Raw genomic sequence first — 19557 nt, 5'->3', positions numbered from 1 at the left:
GCCAGGGGTGTTCAGCCGTCGATGTCGCGCAAGTCGTCACGCGTGAGCAGGTCGTCGCGGATGTTCTGCTCGCGGTAGGCGAGTTGCCCGACCCGGTTGGCCACCACCGGCGCCGTGATCAAGGTGAACAGACCCGTCAGGATCAGCATGCCGACGTCGGCATTGCCCCGCAGCCGAATCGCGGCGCCGGCCAGCACCAGAAGCAGCCCGAGCACCTGCGGCTTGCTCGCGGCATGCATGCGCGACAGCGTGTCCGGGAACCGGACCACGCCGATCGCGGCGGTCAGCGCCAGGGTCGAGCCACCCAGGATCAGGACCGCGGTGACGATGTCGAGGACGTTCACGACACCTCCCGCTCGTTGCGGGGCTTGTCCGTATCGGGCACGCGGAAGCGCGCCACGCTCACCGACCCGACAAACGTGATCAACGCCAACGCCGTCAGGCTGTAGGTCACCGTGCTGTCCAGGCTGAACGCCGCCCAGGTGCCGATCGCACACATCGTCACCGCAACCAGGGTGTCGAGGGCCACGAGGCGGTCCAGCGTGGTCGGACCGGCCAGCAACCGGAACATGGTGGTGGCCGCGGCGGCCGAAAGCATCACCGCGGCAATGATCCACACGGTTGTCATGCGCGATCCACCCCCTGCTCGGCCGCCGGCCGCCAATCCTCATCGCGTTCGAAGGCCGCCACCAGCATCCGCTCGACCTGGTCGACCTGACGGTAGAAGCGGTGCACCGACCGTTCCGACCCCACGTCGATGACATGCAGGTAGAGCATCCGGCGTGACTGGTCGATCTCCAGCACGATCGAGCCCGGGATGAGGTTGAAGATGTTGACCGCGAGGGCCAGCACCAGATCCGACTTGAGCGCCAGATGTGCCCGCAGCACGGCGACCAGCGGTGGCGGTCCGGGCCGGATCGCCAGCCAGGCCACCTGCACCGAAGACAGCACGAGGTAATAACCCACCAGCACAATGAGTTTCAGTAGCGACAGCGGATGCAGCCGACCTTCGACCGGCACCGCGGGCAGTGGCAGCAGCAGCGTGATCACCAGCGCCACCACCAGTCCACTCGCCATGTTGGCGATCGAGAAGTGGCCCCACAACAGGCACCACACCAAGATCAGGAAGCACAGGATCCAGAGCCGCAGCAACGGGTGTCTCATTGCTGACCACCTGCCAGCACCGCGGAGATGTACTGCCCCCGGTCGAGCACCTCCGCGGCCGACCGCTCGGCATAGGAGAAGATCGGTCCGGCGGCGACGGTGAGCGTCAGCCCCACCGCGATCAACGCACCCGTCGGTATCAACATCCCGATCGGCATGCGCCCCACGCTGTCTCGGTCGGCGAACTGGATGTCCTCGATGTCGTCGAGCAACACCGCCGGGGCGGCCGCGGCCAGGTGTCCCTCTGGTGCGTCGGCCCGCGCCCGCCAGAACGCCTTGGTCCAGACCCGGGCCACGACGTAGAGCGTCAAGAGGCTCGTGACGACGGCGCCGGCCACCAGAACCCAGGCCAGTGGCGACCCGTTCTGCGCGCCCGCCTCCAGCAGCGCGATCTTCCCGATGAAACCCGAGAACGGCGGGATCCCACCGAGATTGAGGGCGGGCACGACGAACACGAAGGCCAGCACCGGGCTGGCCGCGGCCAACCCGCCCAGCCGCTGCAGCGTCGACGCCCCGGCCTGTCGCTCGATGAGACCGACCACCAGGAACAACGTCGTCTGCACGACGATGTGGTGCGCGACGTAGTAGATCGCGCCGGACATTCCCAGCTGATTGCCGAGCGCTACCCCGAACACCATGTAGCCGATATGGCTGACCAGCGTGAAGGACAACAATCGCTTGATGTCGCTCTGCGCGATGGCGCCGAGGATGCCGATCACCATCGTCAACAGTCCGGCCACCAGCAGCACCGAATCCAGCCCACCGCCGGGGAACAGCAGCGAGTGCGCCCGGATGATCGCGTACACACCGACTTTCGTCAGCAACCCGGCGAACACGGCTGTGACAGGGGCCGGCGCGGTGGGGTAGGAGTCGGGCAGCCAGGCGGACAGCGGGAACACCGCGGCCTTGATCCCGAACGCCACCAACAGCACGGCGAACAGGGCGTCGCGGGTGCCGGTCGATATCCCGTCGAGCCGCACCGCCAGCTCGGCCAGGTTGAGGGTGCCGGTGGCGGCGTAGATCAGCGCGATGCCGACCAGGAAGATCAGCGACGACACCATCGACACCATCACGTACGAGATGCCGGCCCGGACCCGGTCGGGGCTGGCGCCGATGGTCAACAGCACGAAGCTCGCGGCCAGCAGCACCTCGAACCCGACGAACAGGTTGAACAGGTCACCGGCCAGAAACGCCGTGCACACACCGGCCGACAGCACCAGGTAGGTGGGCATGAAGATGGACACCGGCTGGCGCTCGTCTCCGTCGCGGATACCCTGCCCGATGGCGTAGACCACCACCGCCAGCAACACGATCGACGACACCACCAGCATCAATGCCGAGAGCCGGTCGACCACCAGCGTGATGCCCAGCGGCCCCATGCCCGGCACGCTCTGCGCCCAGCCGCCGACGTGTAGCACCAGCGTGCCGTCGCGGTCGGCCAGGTACACCAGCGTCGCGCACACCGCGACCACCATCGCCAGCGCCACCTGCGTGATGACCCGTTGCAGGCGAGGACGACGCCCGGCGACCAACGTGGCGGCCGCACCGAGGGCGGGGATCAGTACCGGAAGCGGGATCAGGCTTTGCGCGCTCACTTGGACCCCTTGAAACCGGGCAGAGCGTCCAGCTCGTCGGGGGCGTCGGTATCGAGGGCGGCCGTTGGTTGAGGAATGTCTTCCGCCTCGTCTTCTGTACCGGACTGCTGCGACACGCGGGTGTCCTCGGGATCGTTGCTGACCTCTTCGACAGTGGTCAGCCGGTACGACCGATAGGCCAGGGCCAGCACGAACGCCGCGATGCCCATGCTGATCACGATGGCGGTCAGGATCATGCCCTGCGCGAGCGGGTCGGCCGTCGTGGTGGCGCCGTCGCTCGTGTTGCCGCGGATCGGCGGATTGCCCGACGCCCCGCCGACGGTCAGCATCAGCAGGTTGACGGCGTTGCCGATCAGCAACAGGCCCAGCAACATCCGGGTCAGGTTGCGTTCGAGCAGCAGGTAGACCCCGGTGCTGGTGAGGCCGCCGATGAGCAGCAGGGGAACCAGGAACGTCGTCATCGCGTCACCACCTTGGACAGTCCGGCCGCCTCGGCCATCTCGGTGTCCACGCGCGCGCCGAGACTGCGCAGGACGTCGAGCACCAGGCCGACGACGATGAGATACACCCCCAGATCGAAGAACAGTGCGGTGACCAGCTTGACGTGGCCGAACACCGGGAGGTCCAGCTGAAGCACGGCCGACGACAACGCGGGTGCACCCAAGGCCACCGAGGTGATCGCCGTGGTGGCCGACAGGGCCAGCCCGGTGCCCAGGATCTTGCCTGCATCCAGCGGAAGCGTCTCGCCGAGTTCGTAGCGCCCGCCGGCCAGATACCGCAGGACGAGCGCCAGGCCCGCGGTCAGTCCACCGGCGAAACCGCCTCCCGGGTGGTTGTGCCCGGCGAAGAAGAAGTACGCCGACAACATCATGATCAGCGGGAAGATGATGCGCGTGGCGACCTCGAGCACCAGCGAACGGTGCCGGGGATCACGCAGTTCGCTGCCGCGCAGCCAGGTGATGTCGCCTGCGGCCGGGCTGTACGCGGCGATGGGCCCGATGTCGGGCTGACCGACGGCCTGGCTGACGCGGGGTGCCGCGCCGAACCGACGGTGCCGGAACACCAGGGACGCCACACCCGTCGCCGCCACCAGCAGCACCATGATCTCGCCCATGGTGTCCCACGCGCGGATGTCGACCAGCAGCACGTTGACGGTGTTGGACCCGTGGCCGCGGTAGTAGGCCGCGTCCGGAAGCAGCGTGGCGATGCCTGCGCCGGTGCGTGCCGCCATCGCATAGGCCGCAAGGGTGGTGACGGCGGCCCCGACCGCCAGCGCGAGAAGCGCGCGCGGCAACCGGTGCCGGTTGATGTTGGCCCGGTCCGCCTCGGCGGGCAGGGTCCGCAACACCAGCAGGAAGATCACCAAAACCAGTGTCTCGACCAGGAATTGGGTCAACGCCAGGTCAGGCGCGCCGTGGAAGGCGAAGATCGCGCCGCAGCCGTAGCCGGTCACGCCGATCAGCAGAACCGCGGCCAGCCGGTTGCGCATCACCACCGCGCCGAGTGCGGCGGCCAGCATCAGCACCCCGACGACCACCTGGATCGGCGAATCCCACAGCTCGAAGTTCGGACGGTCACGGGCGCCCGACGCCAGCATGACGATCGGCACCAGCACGAGCGTCGAGAGGATCACCGACTGGGTGGCGGGCAGCGAACCGCGTTGCGTCACAGCGGTCAACCGGACCGCCAGGATGTCCAGTCCGCGGATGACCGCGTCGTACATGCGGTCGGCGTTGCCCAGCGGCAGGAACCCGGCCGAGGTGCGGGGCAACCGGTTCCGGCCGAAGAACGCAGCGGTACCGACTGCGAGGACGACGACCGAGAGCAGCAGCGGTAGGCCCAACCCGTGCCAGAGCGCCAGGTGATAACCCGAGCCGCCGGGCATGGTGTTGGCGTATTCGTCGAGCACCGCGTCCATGCCTGCCGGCCACAGCCCGAAAGCCAGGCCCGCGGTGGCGAGGATGGCCGGCGCCGTGAGGAAACTGGTTGAGGGCCGATGCATCTCGGCGACCCGGGTGCTCGGCTGCGGCAGGCCCTTGCCGGCGAACGCGCCCCACAGGAATCGCAGGCTGTAGATCGTGGTGAACACCGAGCCGACGACGATGCCCGTCAGCACCCACGGGGCCGCGGAGCCCAGCGCAGGGCTGTGCAGCACGGTCTCCAGGTCGGCCTCCTTGGCGACGAACCCGAAGAACGGCGGCAACGCGGCCATGCTCGCGGTCGCTCCGACGGCGATGGCGAACAGCGGGCGGTTGTGCCGTCCGAGCCCTGCCAGCCTGCGGATGTCTCGGGTTCCGGTGGCGTGGTCGATGATGCCGACCACCATGAACAGCGCGGCTTTGAACATCGCGTGCGCGCACAGCATGGCCAACCCGGCCAGCATCATGTCGCTGCCGCCTGCCCCGACCATCACGGTGATCAGGCCCAGCTGGCTGACCGTGCCGAACGCCAGGATCAACTTGAGGTCGTATTCGCGGACTGCCCGCCAGCCGGCCAGCAGCATGGTGAGCAGCCCGAGGCCGATCACCATCGGCCGCCACAGCGGGGTGTCTGCGAAGCCGGGCGTCATCCGCGCCACGAGGTAGACGCCGGCCTTCACCATGGCCGCGGCATGCAGATAGGCACTGACGGGGGTGGGGGCCGCCATCGCTCCGGGGAGCCAGAAGTGCATCGGGACGATGGCCGATTTGGACAGTGCGCCGACCAAGATCAGGGCCACGCCGATCGCAGTCGCCGTGCCGCCGGGCGGCGAGGCGATCAGCTCCGACAACAGATATGTGCCCGCCAGCTGCCCGAGCACCACGATGCCAACCAGCATGGCCAGCCCGCCGAAGGTTGTCACCAACAAGGCCTGAGTCGCGGCGCGGCGACTGGTGGCGCGTTCGGCGTAGTGGCCGACGAGCAGGAACGACAGCACCGTGGTGGTTTCCCAGAAGATGTAGAGCACCAGCATGTTGTCGCTGACCACCAGCCCGAACATGGCACCGGAGAACGCAACCAGCTCGGCGGCGAAGCTGGGCAGCCGGTTTTCTTTGTGCCCGTCGTGATGGTGGAAGTAGTCGGCGCAATAGAAGAGGACGAGCGAGCCGATGGCCAGCACCAGCACGCTCATGATCGCCGCGAGCGAGTCGAAGCGCAGCGTGATGTCCATCGACAGTTCGGGGAGCCACGGGATGTGCAGCGTGGGCACCCGGTCGTGGCTGGGCCAGTTCAGCGCCACCCACACCAGTGATCCGAGCGGCACGAGGGCGAGCGGGTAAAACGCCGCTCGGCCCCATCTGGCGACCAGAAGGGGCGCAAGCGCGGTGGCTACCGCGTGAGCGACCAATACGGCGAGCATGGCACTCCGATCTGGTTGGGGTCGGGGTGTCGGACACCGTTGAGCGCTGACGCGGAATCAACGAGCACAAATGGCGTCGGGTTTCGGCCATTCTACGTGGGCGGGTGTCGCTAGCATCGGTTCCTGTGGGAACCCGTGAGGTTCTGGTGGTCGGTGCCGGGCCGACCGGTTTGATGCTGGCGTGCGAGCTCGCGCTCGGTGGCGCAGCGGTCACAGTGCTCGAGGAACGCACCACGACGCCCAACATCACCAGGGCGTTCGCCGTGCACGCCCGCACCCTTGAGCTGCTCGACGGGCGCGGGCTGGTCGACGAGCTGATCGCCCGCGGCGTGCCCGTCCACGAGGTGGCTCCGCCCGGCGGCCGCACGCTGGACCTGCGCGAATTGCCGACGCAGTTCGGGATGGTGTTGATCGTTCCGCAGAGCGGCACCGAGCACGTACTGGAGGAGCGCGCCGCGCAACTGGGTGTCACCGTGCGCCGCGGTGCCGAAGTCGTCGGGCTGAAGCAGGACGACGACGGGGTGACGGTCGAGCTGGCCGGCGGGGACAGTCTGCGGGCCGACTATGTGGTGGGGTGCGACGGCGCGCACAGCGCCGTGCGGGAGCTGCTCGGCATCGACTTCGTCGGCAAGCAGTACGCCACCCACATCCTGCTGGCCGATGTCCGGCTGGCAAAGCAGCCCACCGAGACCCTGTTCGGCCGGACGAGCGCCGACGGCGTAGTGCTGTTCGTGCCGTTCGGTGACGACTGGTTTCGGGCGATCGCCTGGGACCGGTCGCGGGAGCAGGCGCCGCTGGACGAGCCGGTGACCCTCGACGAGATGCGCGACGCGTTCAACCGGATCGCCGGCGAGGACTTCGGTAAGAGCGACATGCGGTGGAGCTCGCGATTCCTCAGCGAACGACGGCAGGCCCGGCACTACCGATCGGGGCGGGTGTTCCTGGCAGGCGACGCCGCGCACGTGCATTCCCCGCTGGGCGGGCAAGGCATGAACACCGGGCTCGGCGACGCCATCAACCTGGGCTGGAAACTCGCGGCCGCGGTCCGCGGGGAGGCCCCGCCGTGGCTGCTGGACAGCTACGAACGCGAACGGCACCCGGTCGGCGAGCGGGTGCTGCAGATGACCGACGCGTTCAACCAGATCGTGCTCGGTTCACCGGTGACGCGGCGGGCACGGGCTCTGGTCCTCGCGACCGTGCTCCGGATACCGCGCACCCGACGGTTCGTGGCCGAGCTGCTGAGCGGCATCGGCATCGCCTATCCGCACGCCCGCGGTGAGGACTGGCTGGTCGGTCGCCGGATGGCCGACGTGAAATGCGGCAACACCCGACTGTACGAGCTCCTGCGGGCAGGCAAGTTCGTGTTGGTCACCGCGGCGCCCGTCGACGTCGCCGGCTGCGATGTCGAGGTCGCGATCGACAATCGGCCCGAACTGCCCGATGCGGTGCTGGTGCGGCCCGACGGTTATGTGGCCTGGGCCAGCGAACGCCTACCGCGGTCCTCCGACGTCCGTGCGGCGATCGCGCACTGGACCCGCGCATGACTCACCGAGATTCACCTGAGGGACAAGATCAGGCCGGAATTTGTCCCTGAGTTCAGCCTCGGTGTGGTGTCGGTACCGCGTGCCAACATTCCGGCATGGGTGGGGTGATCGTCGGCAGTGAAGCACTGTCCAAGCAGCTCGTCACGCGTAATGAGCTTCGGCATCACTACCAGCGGCTGTTTCCCGACGTATATGTCCGAGGAGAACCGACACTGCGCGACCGGACCGTCGGTGCCTGGCTGTGGTCGGGCCGTCGGGCAGTGATCGCCGGCGTCGCCGCGTCGGCTCTGCACGGTGCGGCGTACGTGGATGCCGACGTCCCGATCGAACTCATCTGGAACAACACCCGGCCACCAGCAGGTTTGGTTGTGCGCAACGAGACCGTTTCTGACGACGAAATCAAGCGGGTCGTGGGCATGCCGGTCACCACACCTGCGCGCACCGTGTTCGACCTCGGCCGCCACTACCCACGCGACGAGGCCGTCGCACGTATTGATGCGTTGGCGTGGACTCGGCGCGTCACCGTAGACGACGTCACGTCGCTCATCGCGCGTTATCCGAGCGTTCGGGGGATCCGGGCCCTGAAAGTCGCACTGCCGCTGGTCGACTCGGGTGCAGATTCCCCGCGGGAAACATGGCTGCGCCTGCAATTGACCGACGCTGGAATGCCGCCCGACGAAACCCAGATCGTGGTGACGGTGGGACGCGGCCGCGTGGTGGCGGTGCTCGATATGGGCTGGCCGCAGCTCGGGGTGGCAGTCAATTACGACGGCATCTTCCACCAGTCCGATCGCAAACGCTATGTGCAGGACCAGAAGACCCTGCGCGAGCTCGAGGCCATGAGGTGGATCGTCATCCGCGTGATCGCCGAGGACACCATCGCCGATGTCCTCGCCCGCGTCGAACGAGCATTGCTCAGCCGCGGCTGGCGTCGAGACTGTAGCCAGGGACAAAAATCGGCATGATCTTGTCCCTCAGTACCGTCTCGACCATCACCACACCTCAGAAATAGCGCAGCCACACATAGATCCACGCCAGGACCGTGCTCAGCAGGGTCACCACGATGCCGTAGCGCGTGAATCGCCAGAAACTGATCGCGTGCCCCGCGCGCTGGGCGATGCCGACCGCGACCACGTTGGCGCTTGCCGCGATCGCTGTGCCGTTACCGGAAAAGCAGGCGCCCAACGCGAAGGCCCACCACAACGCCTGGCCGGTGCCTGCGTCCGGGGTCTGCGCGACCATCGATTCGACGACGGGCGTCATGGTCGCGGTGTAGGGGATGTTGTCCACGAACGCGCCGACCACCGCCGAGCCGAACAACAAGGCCGTGGCCGCGCCGAACCAGTTGTCGCCGAACGCGGACTCGGCCACCGAGCCGAGCTTCCCGATCACGCCGGTGTGCACCAGTCCGGCGACCATCACGAACAAACCCATGAAGAACACCAGCGTCGGCCACTCCACCTCGGGCAGGATCTCGCCCACGTCGATATCGGTGACCAGCAACATCACCCCGGCGCCGAGCAGTGCCACGACCGACGGTGCCACGGGCAGCACCGAATGCAGCGCGAAGCCGAGGATCACCAGGTTCAGCACCACCAGCGCACGCACGAGTAGCCGGGTGTCCTTGATGGCCCGGCGTTCCTGCAGTGCCATGACCTCGTCGATGTGAATCTCTTCGGCGCGCAGGTCTTTTCGGAACAACACCCGGGTGAACACCACGAACAGTGCGAAGATGATCGCCACCGCGGGAGCCATGTGCACCAGAAAGTCGTTGAACGTCAAGCCCGCTCGGCTGCCGATGATGATGTTGGGTGGGTCGCCGATCAGGGTTGCGGCCCCGCCGATGTTGGATGCCAGGACCTCGGCGATCAGGTAGGGCTGCGGGGAGATCCGCAACCGGTCGCAGATCACCAGTGTGACGGGCGCGACCAGCAGGATGATGGTGACGTTGTCGAGCACGGGCGACGCGATCGCAGTGATCAGCATCAGCATCACCATGAGTCGAAAAGGCTTGCCCCGCGAGCGTTTTGCCGCCCAAATCGCGAGGAAATCGAACAGCCCGGTCTGCTTGACGACACCGACGATGACCATCATCCCCAGCAGCAGGAAGATGACGTTCCAGTCGATGCCTTCGTGTTCGGAATAGAAGACCTGTTCGCCGGGGATGAGCCCGAGCAGCGCCATCAGACCGGCCGCGACCAGAACGGTCTTGACCTTGTCGGCCCGCTCGGTGGCGATGAACCAGAAGGCGGTGACGAAGATCGTCAGCGCTGAAACCTGGGCGAGCGAAGCGACGGGGGAAACTTCCGCGGCGAGCACCGGGGGATCAGTCGCCGGGCCCGGCCACCGCCAGACTGGTCAGCAGCCGTTCGAGCGTCACCGCCCCGGTGAGCCTGCCGGTGTTGTCGACGACTGCGATCAGCGGGCTGCGTTTGTTCGCCATGACGGTCGCGATCTCCAGCAGCGTGGCGTCGGGCGGCACGGTGGCCGGTTTCGCCACGGGAGTCGGCAGGCAGTCGCCGACGGTGAGTTTGCCCGGCCTGTGCCAGAACAGGTCGGCGTGGATCTCGTCGACCGTGCGCACCAGGGCCGGATCGTCTTGGTAGGACTCGGGTATCGCCAGGCGTAGCACCTGGGTGCCGGGGAGCACCGCGACGGGCCGCCCCGAGTCGTCGACCACCACCAGCCCGGGCAGCCGGTTGACCACCATCAGCTGAACAGCTTTGGACACCGGGTCGTCGATGCGGACCGTCGGTGGGTGGACGGCGATTTCATGTGCCTGCATGTCTTCGTTCCAGTGGGTCGCTACGGTCATGGTCCTCGTTCTCCGAGTCGCCGGGCGTCGATTGCGCTCAGTTTCGGGCGCGGGCCCGGCCAGTGACCATCGGGTCTGACACCCATTCCGCGGGGGATGGTGCCTGTATGGACAAACCTCGGTGTCGCACGCCACCCTGGTGGGGTGAAACCGGCTCGCACCCCGGCGACGGCGCTGTTCCGACGGGTGTTTCTGATCAACGGGCTGATCTTCACGCTCGGCACGCTGATCCTGGCGGTATCGCCGGCGTCGGTGTCGTCGCGCATCAAGCTCGCCGAGATTCCGGTGCTGCTAATCGGTTTGGTGGTGATCCTGACCGCCAACGCGCTGTTGCTGCGATCGAGTCTTGCCCCACTGGATCGGCTCGCCGCGTCAATGCGGCGAGTCGATCCGCCCAAGCGCATCGACCGGATGAACCACGTCGGTAACAGCGATCTGGAGAACCTGATCACGTCGTTCAACACGATGCTGGACAGGTTGGAGACCGAGCGGACCACGGCGAGCGCGTCGGCCCTTGCCGCACAGGAGAACGAGCGTCAACGCATCGCCCGGGAGTTGCACGACGAGATCGGCCAGACCCTGACGGTCGCCCTGCTGCGGCTCAAGCGGGTCGCCGATCGGGCGCCCGCCTCGATGCAGGATGAACTCGCCGATGCGCAGGAGATCGTGCGGGCCAGCCTCGACGAGGTCCGCGAGATCGCCCGACGGCTGCGCCCCGACGCGTTGGAGGATCTCGGGCTGCACAGCGCACTCAACGCGCTGTGCACCGACTTCGGTCAGGCTTCGGGTATCGCCGTGGTCAAACACATTGCCCTGCAGGAAGATCGGTTGCGCCCCGACGTGGAGTTGGTCTGCTACCGGATCGCGCAAGAGAGCCTGACGAATGTGGCACGGCATTCCGGGGCGAGCAAGGTGTGGCTCGATCTGCATTCCGGCGCAACCGATGTGACGCTGCGCATCGCCGACGACGGCCGCGGTGGCGTCGATGACGAGGGTGCGGGCATCAATGGCATGCGTGAGCGGGCATTGCTCGTGAACGCCGAATTGACCATCACCTCACCGCAAGACGGCGGCACCGAGGTGCGACTGGTGATCCCGCTCTGATGGCCGCCAGGATTCTGCTCGCCGACGACCACGCGCTGGTGCGCAGCGGCCTGCGCATGATCATCGACGCCGAGCCCGATCTGCAGGTGGTGGCCGAAGCGGCCGACGGGTATGAGGCAGTGTCGGCGCTCGACCAAACGCCCGTGGATCTGGCCATTCTCGACATAGCCATGCCGCGGATGACCGGTCTGCAGGCGGCACGCGAGATCAACCGGTCGCATCCGCACGTCCGCATCCTGATCCTGTCGATGTACGACAACGAGCAGTATTTCTTCGAGGCGCTCAAGGCCGGGGCGTCCGGCTACGTGTTGAAGTCGGTCGCCGATCGCGATCTGCTGGAGGCGTGCCGGGCGACGATGCGCGGCGAGCCGTTCCTGTACGCGGGGGCGGTGACCGCACTGATCCGCGACTATCTGCACCGAGCCCGGCAGGGCGAGCTGCCGGACACCATCCTCACGCCGCGCGAAGAGGAGGTGCTCAAGCTCATCGCCGAGGGCTATTCGACGCGCGAGATCGCCGCGACACTGACCATCAGCGCCAAAACCGTTGACCGGCATCGCACCAACATCCTGGCCAAGCTCGGGTTGCGGGATCGGTTGGCGCTCACCCGTTATGCGATCCGGGCGGGCCTCATCGAGCCGTGAGCCCAGATCGGGATGGCATGCGACGCAACGCCGATGCCCCAGCCCATGATTGGCCAGACCGGCCAGAAGTACCAGCCACCCCCGCCGAGCCCGACTGCCAGCCAGATCCCGATCATCAGCAGCGAGACCGCGAGGTAGACGCCGCCGTGGATGCGGACGCTGAGCCGCGCAGCCCGGACCTGGGCGGCGCGACGGCGGGGATCGTTGCGCCGCAGCCGTGCCAGCGGGAGATCGGCCACGAGTTCCCGCAGCTCCCCGTGGGTGTTGGAGGCAAACGTGGTGGCCAGCCGGTCCTCGTATTCGGCCATTGTCAGGTAGCCCTGGGTGAGGGCCTGCCCGAGGTCGTTGGCGGTCTGCTCGCGCTCGCGGTCGCCGGCGCGGGTGGGTTGCTGCATGACAGACATGACGCCTCCGTTGAACTTGTCACTGACTAGTTCAATGATGAACGCCGATCTAGGCATCGTCAAGATGCAATGTGTGCGCAGGCACACAGGTCTTTCCCAGGGCAAGCTGTGGCGCACGTCACCCGCGTCTGACCGGTCGGGTAGCCTCGGCCGCCGTGGGTATCCTTCTGGCGCTGGGCGCGGCGAGCATGTACGGGCTCTCCGACTTCCTCGGCGGCGTGCTGTCCCGCCGGACGTCCGTCTGGCGGGTGGCGTTTGCAGTCCAGCTGAGCAGTGCGGTCGTCCTGGCACTGGTGGCGACGGTCTTCGGTGGCGCGCCGAGCAGCTCGGCGCTGGCGTGGGGTGCGTTGTCCGGCATCGGTTCCGGCGTCGGCACCGGGTTCCTGTACCGCGGCCTGGCCAACGGGCGGATGAGCGTGGTGGCGCCGTTGTCGGCAGTCGGCGCGGCCGCCCTGCCGGTCCTGGTCGGCGTGGTCATCGGGGAGCGACCCAGCGCGCTGGCGTGGTTCGGCATCATGTGCGCCCTGCCCGCGATCTGGCTGATCGCCACGGGTGAGGGCGACGAGAACGTCGCGGGCGGGCATGTCGCCAAGGGCGGAACCGGCGTGCTCGACGGGATCGTCGCCGGTATCGGCTTCGGGTTCCTGTTCGTCTCGCTTGGGCAGGTGCCCGAGGGCTCCGGGCTCTTCCCCGCTGCGCTGAGCCTGGCGGTGTCGGTCGTGGTCATCGCGGTGATTGCGAGCGTATTGCGGCAGAGTTGGCTGCCCCGCGACAAGTACGCCGCCGTATCGCTGGCAGTCGGCCTGGCCACCGCGGCCGCCACCATGCTGTTCCAGCTCGCCACCCACGCCGGACTGCTCGCCATCTCGTCGGTGCTGTCGTCGCTTTATCCCGCGTTCACCGTCCTGCTCGCGGTGGTGGTGTTGCGGGAGCGAATCCACCAAGGACAGGCGTTCGGGCTGGCGATGGCCGCGGGCGCCGTCACCCTGGTCACCCTCGGCTGACCCTGGCGGATCCGCCGATTCAGGATTGCCGGACGCCAACTCCGCGGCGGCGGGCCTCGTCGGCGATGCGCTTGAGCGCCAAGCGCACGACGATTCGGTGCCCGCCGGATCCGATGACCAGGGCGCGGTAGACCTTCCCGTGGAGGTGGGGGAACGCCGCCCAGGTCTGTGATCGCACCCGGGTGCGGTTCGGTGTCAGCGCATCCAGTTCGAAGATCCATTCGTAAACCGCGAACGGATGGCGACCGGCGAGGACGAGGCGCTCGTTCGCGCGACACTCGTCGATCCTGAAGCCGAGCGGTGCGTGCGGGTCGGCCGGGTCGCCGCACAGCACTTTCAGCACCGCCTCCCACGTTGTTGCCGCGTCGGCCTCGATGGTTGTGGCATGCTCGTCAATATAGGGTAAACGTTCCATATAGAAGGACCATACTAGATCGTGGCACCTCCGCGGAAGCATGAAACCGACGCAATTCTCGACGCGACCCGCACGCTCGTCTTGGCCGACGGACCCCGCGCGGCGAGCGTCGCGGCGATCGCCCGGGCCAGCGGCGCCCCGGCGGGCACCCTCTATCACCGGTTCGGCAACCGCAACGGCATCCTGACCGCGGCCTGGATCCGGGCGCTGGAGCGGTTCCAGTCCCGCGCGATGGCCGCAGCGGGTCCGACACCGTTGGAGACGGCTGTCGCGATGGCGGTCGCAGCGGTCCAGTTCGCCCGGGCCACCCCCGACGATGCCCGGCTGCTACTCACCATCCGGCCCAGTGACCTGCTCGACGGCGAGCCCGACGCGGACTTCGAGACCCGGCTCGCCACCATGAATGCCCCGTTGATCGAGCGCGTGCGCGAGCTGGCCCGCGGGGTGTTCGGCAATGACGAGGGCCGCACGATGGATGCGATGACGCGCGCGGTCGTCGACCTCCCGTATGCCGCGGTGCGACGGCATGCCGACGATGCGCAGTGGCCCTCGTGGCTCGAAGAAGATCTGGCGCAGGCCGTGCGCGCTCTGCTGTCGGTTCGCCTCGTGGGCTAGCCAGGTTCGACGGCGATGCGCGCGTTCTGCGCGATATTGACGAGCGCGCGTGCCAACACCGAACCCGGCTCGGCAGCACTGGTGACCAACGCGACCGTCGCCGTCACCGACGGGTTGTCCAGCGCCACGACCCGCACTCCGGCGGGCGGGCGCAAGGTCCGCAGCCAGGTTTGGGGCACGATGCTGGCCCACTGGCCGGTGCTGACGTGTGCCAACAGGGACACCACCGAATCCGCCTCCAGCCGCGGCGTCAGTGTGAGACCGTGCGCGGCCAACGCCGAGTCGAGAAGCTGACGCCCCCGCATGCCGGTATTCAGCAGGCACAGCGGCAGTTCCGATACATCGGCCCATGTCGTCGGGTCGGGCTGGCTCGTCAGCAGGTCACCGCTGGCAATGAGCACCTGGCGTTCCTGATACAGCGGGGTGACGAGAAGGTCGGTGGTGTTCTGGCCGTCCGGATAGATGATGCCCGCGTCGAGTTCGAAGCGGATGATGCGCTCGACGATGCCGGCGGAGCGCAAGCTGCTCTCCAATTGCACTCGCACCAAAGGATGTTCGAGACAGAACGGGTTGGTGAGCAACGCCACCGTACTGGATGCGGCAGGGATGACGCCGAGGCGTAATTCGCCGGTAAGGCCGGTCTGTAGCGCGGTGACTTCGTGGATGAGGGCATCGTGGTCGGCCAGAATGCGCCGCGCCCACAGTACGAGCCGTTCACCCTCGGGCGTCAGCCCGTCAAAACTCTTACCGCGCCGCACCAGCGGAACCTTCAGCTCGTTCTCCAGCTTTCGGATGGCCTCCGACAGTGCCGGCTGCGACACGTAACACGCCGCGGCGGCACGGGCGAAGTGCTTCTCGCGAGCGAGCGCCACGAAATATTCCAGCTGGCGAAAGAGCATGAACCATAAGACCACGGCTGATAGGCGAGACTTATCGGCATGTCGAAATTTCCCGTTGGACGTTTGCGGTGAGCGACGGTCAGACTGAAAACATGGGAAACGAGATCAACGTGACCGTCTCATCGTGCGTCGTACGGGTGAGCGATCTGAGCCGGTCCGTCGACTTCTATCGCGCCATATTCTCCTGCCGGGTCGCGGTGCACACCGAGGACATGGCATTGCTGTTGACGCCCAAGGGCTTCCAGATCTATCTGCACGCCAAGGAGCCGTTCCTGGAGCGCGGCATCGGTGTCCTCGGCGTGCAGCACCTGGTGTGGTCCACCGACAGCGCGGCCGATCTTGAGCACATCACCCAGCGCTTGCAGGCCTACGATCCCGCGACCTACGTCCACGCCGATGACGAGACCGGTTTGACGTTCGTCGACGCCGTCGGTCCGGATTTCGAGCGGATCATCATCACTCATCCGAGCCCGACGGAACTGCCCCGTACCGCGATCGCGGATCGGCTGCGCGGCTGACCTACGGCGTCAGCGCCACCGACGCCTCAGCGGTGTAGCACTGGAAGGTCATGGTCTCCTGCAGGTACAACTGCACGTTGTCGGCATCGTGGCAGAGGTATCCGATCGACACGTCGGTGCCCAGATGTAGATCGAAATCGCCGCCGCGCGTGGACAATACGAATGCGCCGTCGATCGCCGGAGCCCAGATGATCTCGCCGTCGACCAGTCGGTTGAGGTGTTCGCGAATCGGATAGCCGTGGTCGGAGGTCTCACTGACCTTGGTGTACACCGACGCCGACAGCAGCACCGCGTACGGTCCGTCCACGCCCGCCAGGCGTAGTTCTGACAGCACCTGGGAGATGACATCGGGGATGCCCAGCGCATCGTCGGGCAGGGCCGGCGCAGGATTCGAGCTGGCACTGCGGATGCCCTCGATAGACGCTGCCGCGTATCCCTCGAAAATCGCCCGGTCCTCGCTGAAAGCGAGTTTCTTGGCAGCGGCCTTCACCGGATCCCAGTTCGAGTCCTGCGCTCCGCGTTCGACGTCGTCGACGTCCTCGCGGGTCACGGTGAACGGAACCCGCAGTCGCACAAGGGGTTTACTGTCACGCAGTTCGGCGATCACGCCGTCGGCCGGTGCCGCCACGTCACGCAGGTGCCCGGTGCCCACCGCGGCGCTCGAGGGGCCGCCGGGCCCGGTCACATCCACCACCCGCCGTCCGGCGATGTGGCGCTTGAACGTCCGTGCGGCTTCCTGTTCGATCTGGGCCCAGGCGACGTCGGTGACCGGAGCCAGGTCGCGGTACAGGTTGTTCATCCCGGAGTTCCTTTCAAGTTTCCGATCGACAGTTCACTCGCCGGTGTTGCGTGCCTCGGCAGCGGAGGTGGGTCGTCGAGGAAATCGACTGTGGGCGTGAAGAACAGACTGCCGGTGACGGCTGTGGAGAAGTCCAGGATGCGGTCGGTGTTGCCGGGTGGGTCGCCCAGAAACATGTTGCGCAGCATGCGTTCCGTAACCGTCGGGGTGCGGGCGTAGGCGATGTAGTACGTACCGGATTCCTTGCGCCCCACCTCGCCGAACGGCATGTTGTGCCGGACGATCTTGAGCTCGGTGCCGTCGTTGTCGGTGATGACGTTGAGCGCCAGGTGCGAATTGCGCGGCTTGTCGGCGTCGGGGAATTCGATGTCCTCAAGCTTGGTGCGCCCGAACGCCCGTTCCTGCTCTGTCACCGACAACGCATCCCAGCCCGCCATGTCGTGCAGATACTTCTGCACATGCACATAGCTGCCGCCGCGAAAGTCGGGGTCCTCGTCGCCGATGGCGGTCGAATTGACTGCCAGTGCACCACCGGGGTTTTCGGTGCCGTCGACGAATCCGAGCAGATCCCGATTATCGAAGAAGCGGAAGCCGTGGACCTCGTCGACCACCGTGATCGCTTCGGACATCGCATCGTAGACGTGGCCGGCCAACGCGAAGCAGACGTCCATACTTTCCGCACGGATGTGGAACAGCAGATCACCCGGCGTGGCGGGGGCGTGGTGGCGCGGTCCGTCGAGTGCGACGAAAGGATGCAATTCGGCTGGGCGTGGTCCGCCGAACAATCGATCCCACGCGGCAGATCCGATAGAGGTGACCATCGACAAGTGCTTTGTCGGGTCGCGGAATCCGACTGAGCGGACCAAACCGGACAGGTTCCCGAGCGCGTCGTGCACGGCGGCCTCGCCGCCTACGTCGATGGTCGCCACCAGAAACACGGCGGCAGGCGTCACCGGTGCCAGCACGGGTTGCGGTTGCACCGCGCCGCTGCTCAGCGGTGTCGCCATCTGCCGTCTCCTCATTCGTGGCGGGGCCGCTCGCGGCACCGGGGCGCCGACGGCTTGACCCGACCATACGCACGGCTGCGATGACGGTGCACGGCCAGCCGGACGTGCTGTCGGAGCCGACAAAAGTGGTTGTTGGCCATCACAATCCGAGGCCGATCACACGGCGCAGCGAAGTACGCTCGGATTCATGACCAACAAGAACGAACGTGAGGAAGCCATCGAAAAGGAGGAGGAGCGTCGCGAAGCGGAACGCGAACGTCTGGAGAAGGAGGAAGAGCGGCGCCTCCGTTAGACGCTTGCGCGTTGATCGGTATCGCCTATTGAGCATTCGAAATCACGTCTTGGACGCCGTCGGGTCCTTCGCAACAGACTGGAACCTCCACCAGCGCGGACCGTAATGACGAGGAGGCATTCATGTCTGAGCCGACACCGCCCGCAGAGCCGGATCGCTGGCGTACCCGTCCGGAGCTGCCGCCGATGTGGCAGGAAGTGGTTTCGGCAGGCCCGGAGCTCGTGGCCGCGGGGTGGCGTTGGCTGCGAAGCAACGTTGCCGACAGATGACGGCAGCGTACGCGCACATCAGAGCAGCGTCGGTTTGGTCGGGCGGGTAGGACACCGAAGTGCCATCGACCAGCGCGAAGCGGGTCAGCCTGTGTATCCGAATAGTCGGTGGCGGACAAGATCTCCACGGCGGGAACCCCGCGCGCGTGGCCTCCGGACTTGTTCTACGCCTGGATGATTCGCGGGTCGTCGGGCCGGACTTCGCATTGGACCATCGCATCGGCGCGGTCGGGGTCGTCGGTCAGCTGCTCGTGGCCCAGCAGGGCGGCTGTCGGTCGGACCACCGTACCGGTACCGCACCCGGTCCATTGCACTGTGACACCTTGCGGTTGAGGTGACGACTCGGTGAGCGCTCCCTCTCGCGCGGTGTCCACCGGGGCCACGTGATAGGTACGCATGTCCTCGGATACGCCGTCAACGCTGGTCACGTCATAGGCGAAGATGGCGACACGTTCCCCTTCGGCCGGATGCCCGGCCGACCAGGGATCGTCGGCCATGCCTCCTGAGGGATTTCCGATCGTCTTCGCTCTGATCGTCTCGTCACCCATGCTGCCCCTCGATCCGGTTGCCGTCGGCAGCCTATTGCGCAGGCGAGGCTGCAGACGGGTCAACCGGCGAGGTCTGTGCGTGCGATCAAACTCGATTGTTCGTGACGACAGAATCGAGTCAGGACTTCTTGGTCTCCCAGAAGATCTTGGCAATCTCATCGATCTTGTCGAGGAGTTGCTGTGCCACCTCCGGGTCGACCGAGCCCTTGGTGCCGGATGCGCCGGCAAGCTTGGTCGCCTCGTTCACCAGCTGATGCAGCTGGGGGTATTTCTCGAAGTGGGGTGGCTTGAAATAGTCGGTCCACAGCACCCAGAGATGGTGCTTGACCAGTTCCGAACGCTGTTCCTTGATGATCAGCGCACGGGTGCGGAACTCGGGGTCCTCATTGGCCTGGTACTTCTCCGCTATGGCCTTGATTGATTCGGCCTCGATCCGCGCCTGGGCCGGGTCGTACACACCGCAAGGCAGATCGCAGTGCGCACGGGCGATGACGCGGGGGGCGAGGAAGGACGGCAGTCGCATATGACTCTCTCCTGTACCAACATGAAAACTGCTGTGCGGGTAGGTAGTCCACGCACAG

23 protein-coding genes are annotated in these 19557 nt (G+C 66.7%); 8 read left to right on the top strand and 15 right to left on the bottom strand.

Translation table 11 applies throughout. The features are described 5' to 3' along the window. Positions 1-11: 11 nt before the first annotated feature. From mnhG to BST13_RS09155, 6 genes are read right to left on the bottom strand one after another with little or no spacing between them, the layout of a single operon-like run. On the bottom strand, positions 12-344 hold the full coding sequence (gene mnhG / locus BST13_RS09180) for a monovalent cation/H(+) antiporter subunit G (RefSeq protein ID WP_083162818.1): 333 nt from the start codon (positions 342-344) through the stop codon (positions 12-14). Beyond that, positions 341-628, bottom strand: a complete 288-nt coding sequence (locus BST13_RS09175; RefSeq protein ID WP_083162816.1) for a monovalent cation/H+ antiporter complex subunit F — start codon at positions 626-628, stop codon at positions 341-343. Before BST13_RS09175 ends, mnhG begins: the two co-directional genes overlap by 4 nt. Continuing rightward, the gene (locus BST13_RS09170; protein WP_083162814.1) at positions 625-1164 is read right to left on the bottom strand and encodes a Na+/H+ antiporter subunit E; all 540 of its coding nucleotides are present in this window, start codon (positions 1162-1164) and stop codon (positions 625-627) included. Before BST13_RS09170 ends, BST13_RS09175 begins: the two co-directional genes overlap by 4 nt. After that, on the bottom strand, positions 1161-2759 hold the full coding sequence (locus tag BST13_RS09165) for a Na+/H+ antiporter subunit D (RefSeq protein WP_083162812.1): 1599 nt from the start codon (positions 2757-2759) through the stop codon (positions 1161-1163). The genes BST13_RS09170 and BST13_RS09165 overlap by 4 nt, the downstream gene beginning before the upstream one ends. Then, positions 2756-3220, bottom strand: a complete 465-nt coding sequence (locus BST13_RS09160) for a Na(+)/H(+) antiporter subunit C (RefSeq protein ID WP_083162810.1) — start codon at positions 3218-3220, stop codon at positions 2756-2758. Before BST13_RS09160 ends, BST13_RS09165 begins: the two co-directional genes overlap by 4 nt. Then, positions 3217-6099: a Na+/H+ antiporter subunit A gene (locus BST13_RS09155; protein ID WP_083162808.1), complete on the bottom strand. Its 2883-nt coding sequence runs from the start codon at positions 6097-6099 to the stop codon at positions 3217-3219. Before BST13_RS09155 ends, BST13_RS09160 begins: the two co-directional genes overlap by 4 nt. Before the next feature lie 125 nt (positions 6100-6224). On the opposite strand from BST13_RS09155, the gene BST13_RS09150 reads away from it, so the two are divergent. Further along, a complete protein-coding gene (locus tag BST13_RS09150; protein WP_083162806.1) occupies positions 6225-7643 on the top strand; it encodes an FAD-dependent oxidoreductase in 1419 nt (472 codons plus the stop codon). A gap of 95 nt (positions 7644-7738) precedes the next feature. After that, positions 7739-8608, top strand: a complete 870-nt coding sequence (locus BST13_RS09145) for a hypothetical protein (RefSeq protein ID WP_083162804.1) — start codon at positions 7739-7741, stop codon at positions 8606-8608. Between the two features lie 37 nt (positions 8609-8645). On the opposite strand, the gene BST13_RS09140 is transcribed toward BST13_RS09145, so the two are convergent. After that, a complete protein-coding gene (locus BST13_RS09140) occupies positions 8646-9962 on the bottom strand; it encodes an ArsB/NhaD family transporter (protein ID WP_083162802.1) in 1317 nt (438 codons plus the stop codon). 7 nt (positions 9963-9969) lie between these two features. Continuing rightward, entirely contained in the window at positions 9970-10458 is a 489-nt protein-coding gene (locus tag BST13_RS09135; protein WP_245839466.1) for a CBS domain-containing protein, read from the bottom strand. Between the two features lie 144 nt (positions 10459-10602). On the opposite strand from BST13_RS09135, the gene BST13_RS09130 reads away from it, so the two are divergent. Both BST13_RS09130 and BST13_RS09125 read left to right on the top strand, forming a co-directional pair. Next, positions 10603-11562, top strand: a complete 960-nt coding sequence (locus tag BST13_RS09130) for a sensor histidine kinase (protein ID WP_083162800.1) — start codon at positions 10603-10605, stop codon at positions 11560-11562. Then, a complete protein-coding gene (locus tag BST13_RS09125) occupies positions 11562-12206 on the top strand; it encodes a response regulator (RefSeq protein ID WP_083162798.1) in 645 nt (214 codons plus the stop codon). The genes BST13_RS09130 and BST13_RS09125 overlap by 1 nt, the downstream gene beginning before the upstream one ends. Here BST13_RS09125 and BST13_RS09120 read toward each other — a convergent pair. Further along, positions 12173-12610, bottom strand: coding sequence for a DUF1707 domain-containing protein (locus BST13_RS09120; protein WP_083162796.1), 438 nt, complete (start codon positions 12608-12610; stop codon positions 12173-12175). The two genes, BST13_RS09125 and BST13_RS09120, sit on opposite strands and share 34 nt — an antisense overlap. Positions 12611-12765: 155 nt before the next feature. Between BST13_RS09120 and BST13_RS09115 the strand changes: the two genes are divergently transcribed. After that, complete coding sequence (locus BST13_RS09115) at positions 12766-13614, top strand: DMT family transporter (RefSeq protein ID WP_083162794.1); 849 nt, start codon at positions 12766-12768, stop codon at positions 13612-13614. Positions 13615-13633: 19 nt separating this feature from the next. Here the strand turns inward: BST13_RS09115 and BST13_RS09110 are convergent, their stop codons facing one another. Beyond that, complete coding sequence (locus BST13_RS09110; RefSeq protein WP_083162792.1) at positions 13634-14029, bottom strand: hypothetical protein; 396 nt, start codon at positions 14027-14029, stop codon at positions 13634-13636. A 21-nt stretch (positions 14030-14050) separates the two neighbouring features. Here BST13_RS09110 and BST13_RS09105 point away from each other — a divergent pair, with 21 nt between their 5' ends. After that, positions 14051-14644, top strand: coding sequence for a TetR/AcrR family transcriptional regulator (locus BST13_RS09105; protein ID WP_083162790.1), 594 nt, complete (start codon positions 14051-14053; stop codon positions 14642-14644). On the opposite strand, the gene BST13_RS09100 is transcribed toward BST13_RS09105, so the two are convergent. Next, complete coding sequence (locus tag BST13_RS09100) at positions 14641-15543, bottom strand: LysR family transcriptional regulator (RefSeq protein ID WP_170064270.1); 903 nt, start codon at positions 15541-15543, stop codon at positions 14641-14643. The genes BST13_RS09105 and BST13_RS09100 overlap by 4 nt on opposite strands. A gap of 92 nt (positions 15544-15635) precedes the next feature. Here BST13_RS09100 and BST13_RS09095 point away from each other — a divergent pair, with 92 nt between their 5' ends. Further along, complete coding sequence (locus tag BST13_RS09095) at positions 15636-16061, top strand: VOC family protein (protein ID WP_083162786.1); 426 nt, start codon at positions 15636-15638, stop codon at positions 16059-16061. A gap of 1 nt (position 16062) precedes the next feature. Here BST13_RS09095 and BST13_RS09090 read toward each other — a convergent pair whose 3' ends face one another. After that, the gene (locus BST13_RS09090; protein WP_083162784.1) at positions 16063-16860 is read right to left on the bottom strand and encodes a family 1 encapsulin nanocompartment shell protein; all 798 of its coding nucleotides are present in this window, start codon (positions 16858-16860) and stop codon (positions 16063-16065) included. After that, positions 16857-17867: a Dyp-type peroxidase gene (locus tag BST13_RS09085; RefSeq protein WP_083162782.1), complete on the bottom strand. Its 1011-nt coding sequence runs from the start codon at positions 17865-17867 to the stop codon at positions 16857-16859. The genes BST13_RS09090 and BST13_RS09085 overlap by 4 nt, the downstream gene beginning before the upstream one ends. A gap of 414 nt (positions 17868-18281) precedes the next feature. Between BST13_RS09085 and BST13_RS39035 the strand changes: the two genes are divergently transcribed. Further along, a complete protein-coding gene (locus BST13_RS39035) occupies positions 18282-18428 on the top strand; it encodes a hypothetical protein (RefSeq protein WP_158087132.1) in 147 nt (48 codons plus the stop codon). Between the two features lie 164 nt (positions 18429-18592). Here BST13_RS39035 and BST13_RS09080 read toward each other — a convergent pair whose 3' ends face one another. Beyond that, positions 18593-18925 (bottom strand): hypothetical protein, encoded by a 333-nt coding sequence (locus tag BST13_RS09080; RefSeq protein ID WP_245839464.1) that lies wholly within the window; start codon positions 18923-18925, stop codon positions 18593-18595. Between the two features lie 169 nt (positions 18926-19094). After that, on the bottom strand, positions 19095-19499 hold the full coding sequence (gene sodN / locus BST13_RS09075) for a superoxide dismutase, Ni (protein ID WP_029370024.1): 405 nt from the start codon (positions 19497-19499) through the stop codon (positions 19095-19097). Positions 19500-19557 lie beyond the last annotated feature (58 nt).

Origin of the sequence: Mycobacterium aquaticum, assembly GCF_002086485.1 — a bacterium.
Lineage (GTDB): Bacteria > Actinomycetota > Actinomycetes > Mycobacteriales > Mycobacteriaceae > Mycobacterium > Mycobacterium aquaticum.
Note: the sequence above shows the minus strand (reverse complement) of the source record. Positions and strands in the feature narration are given on the sequence as shown.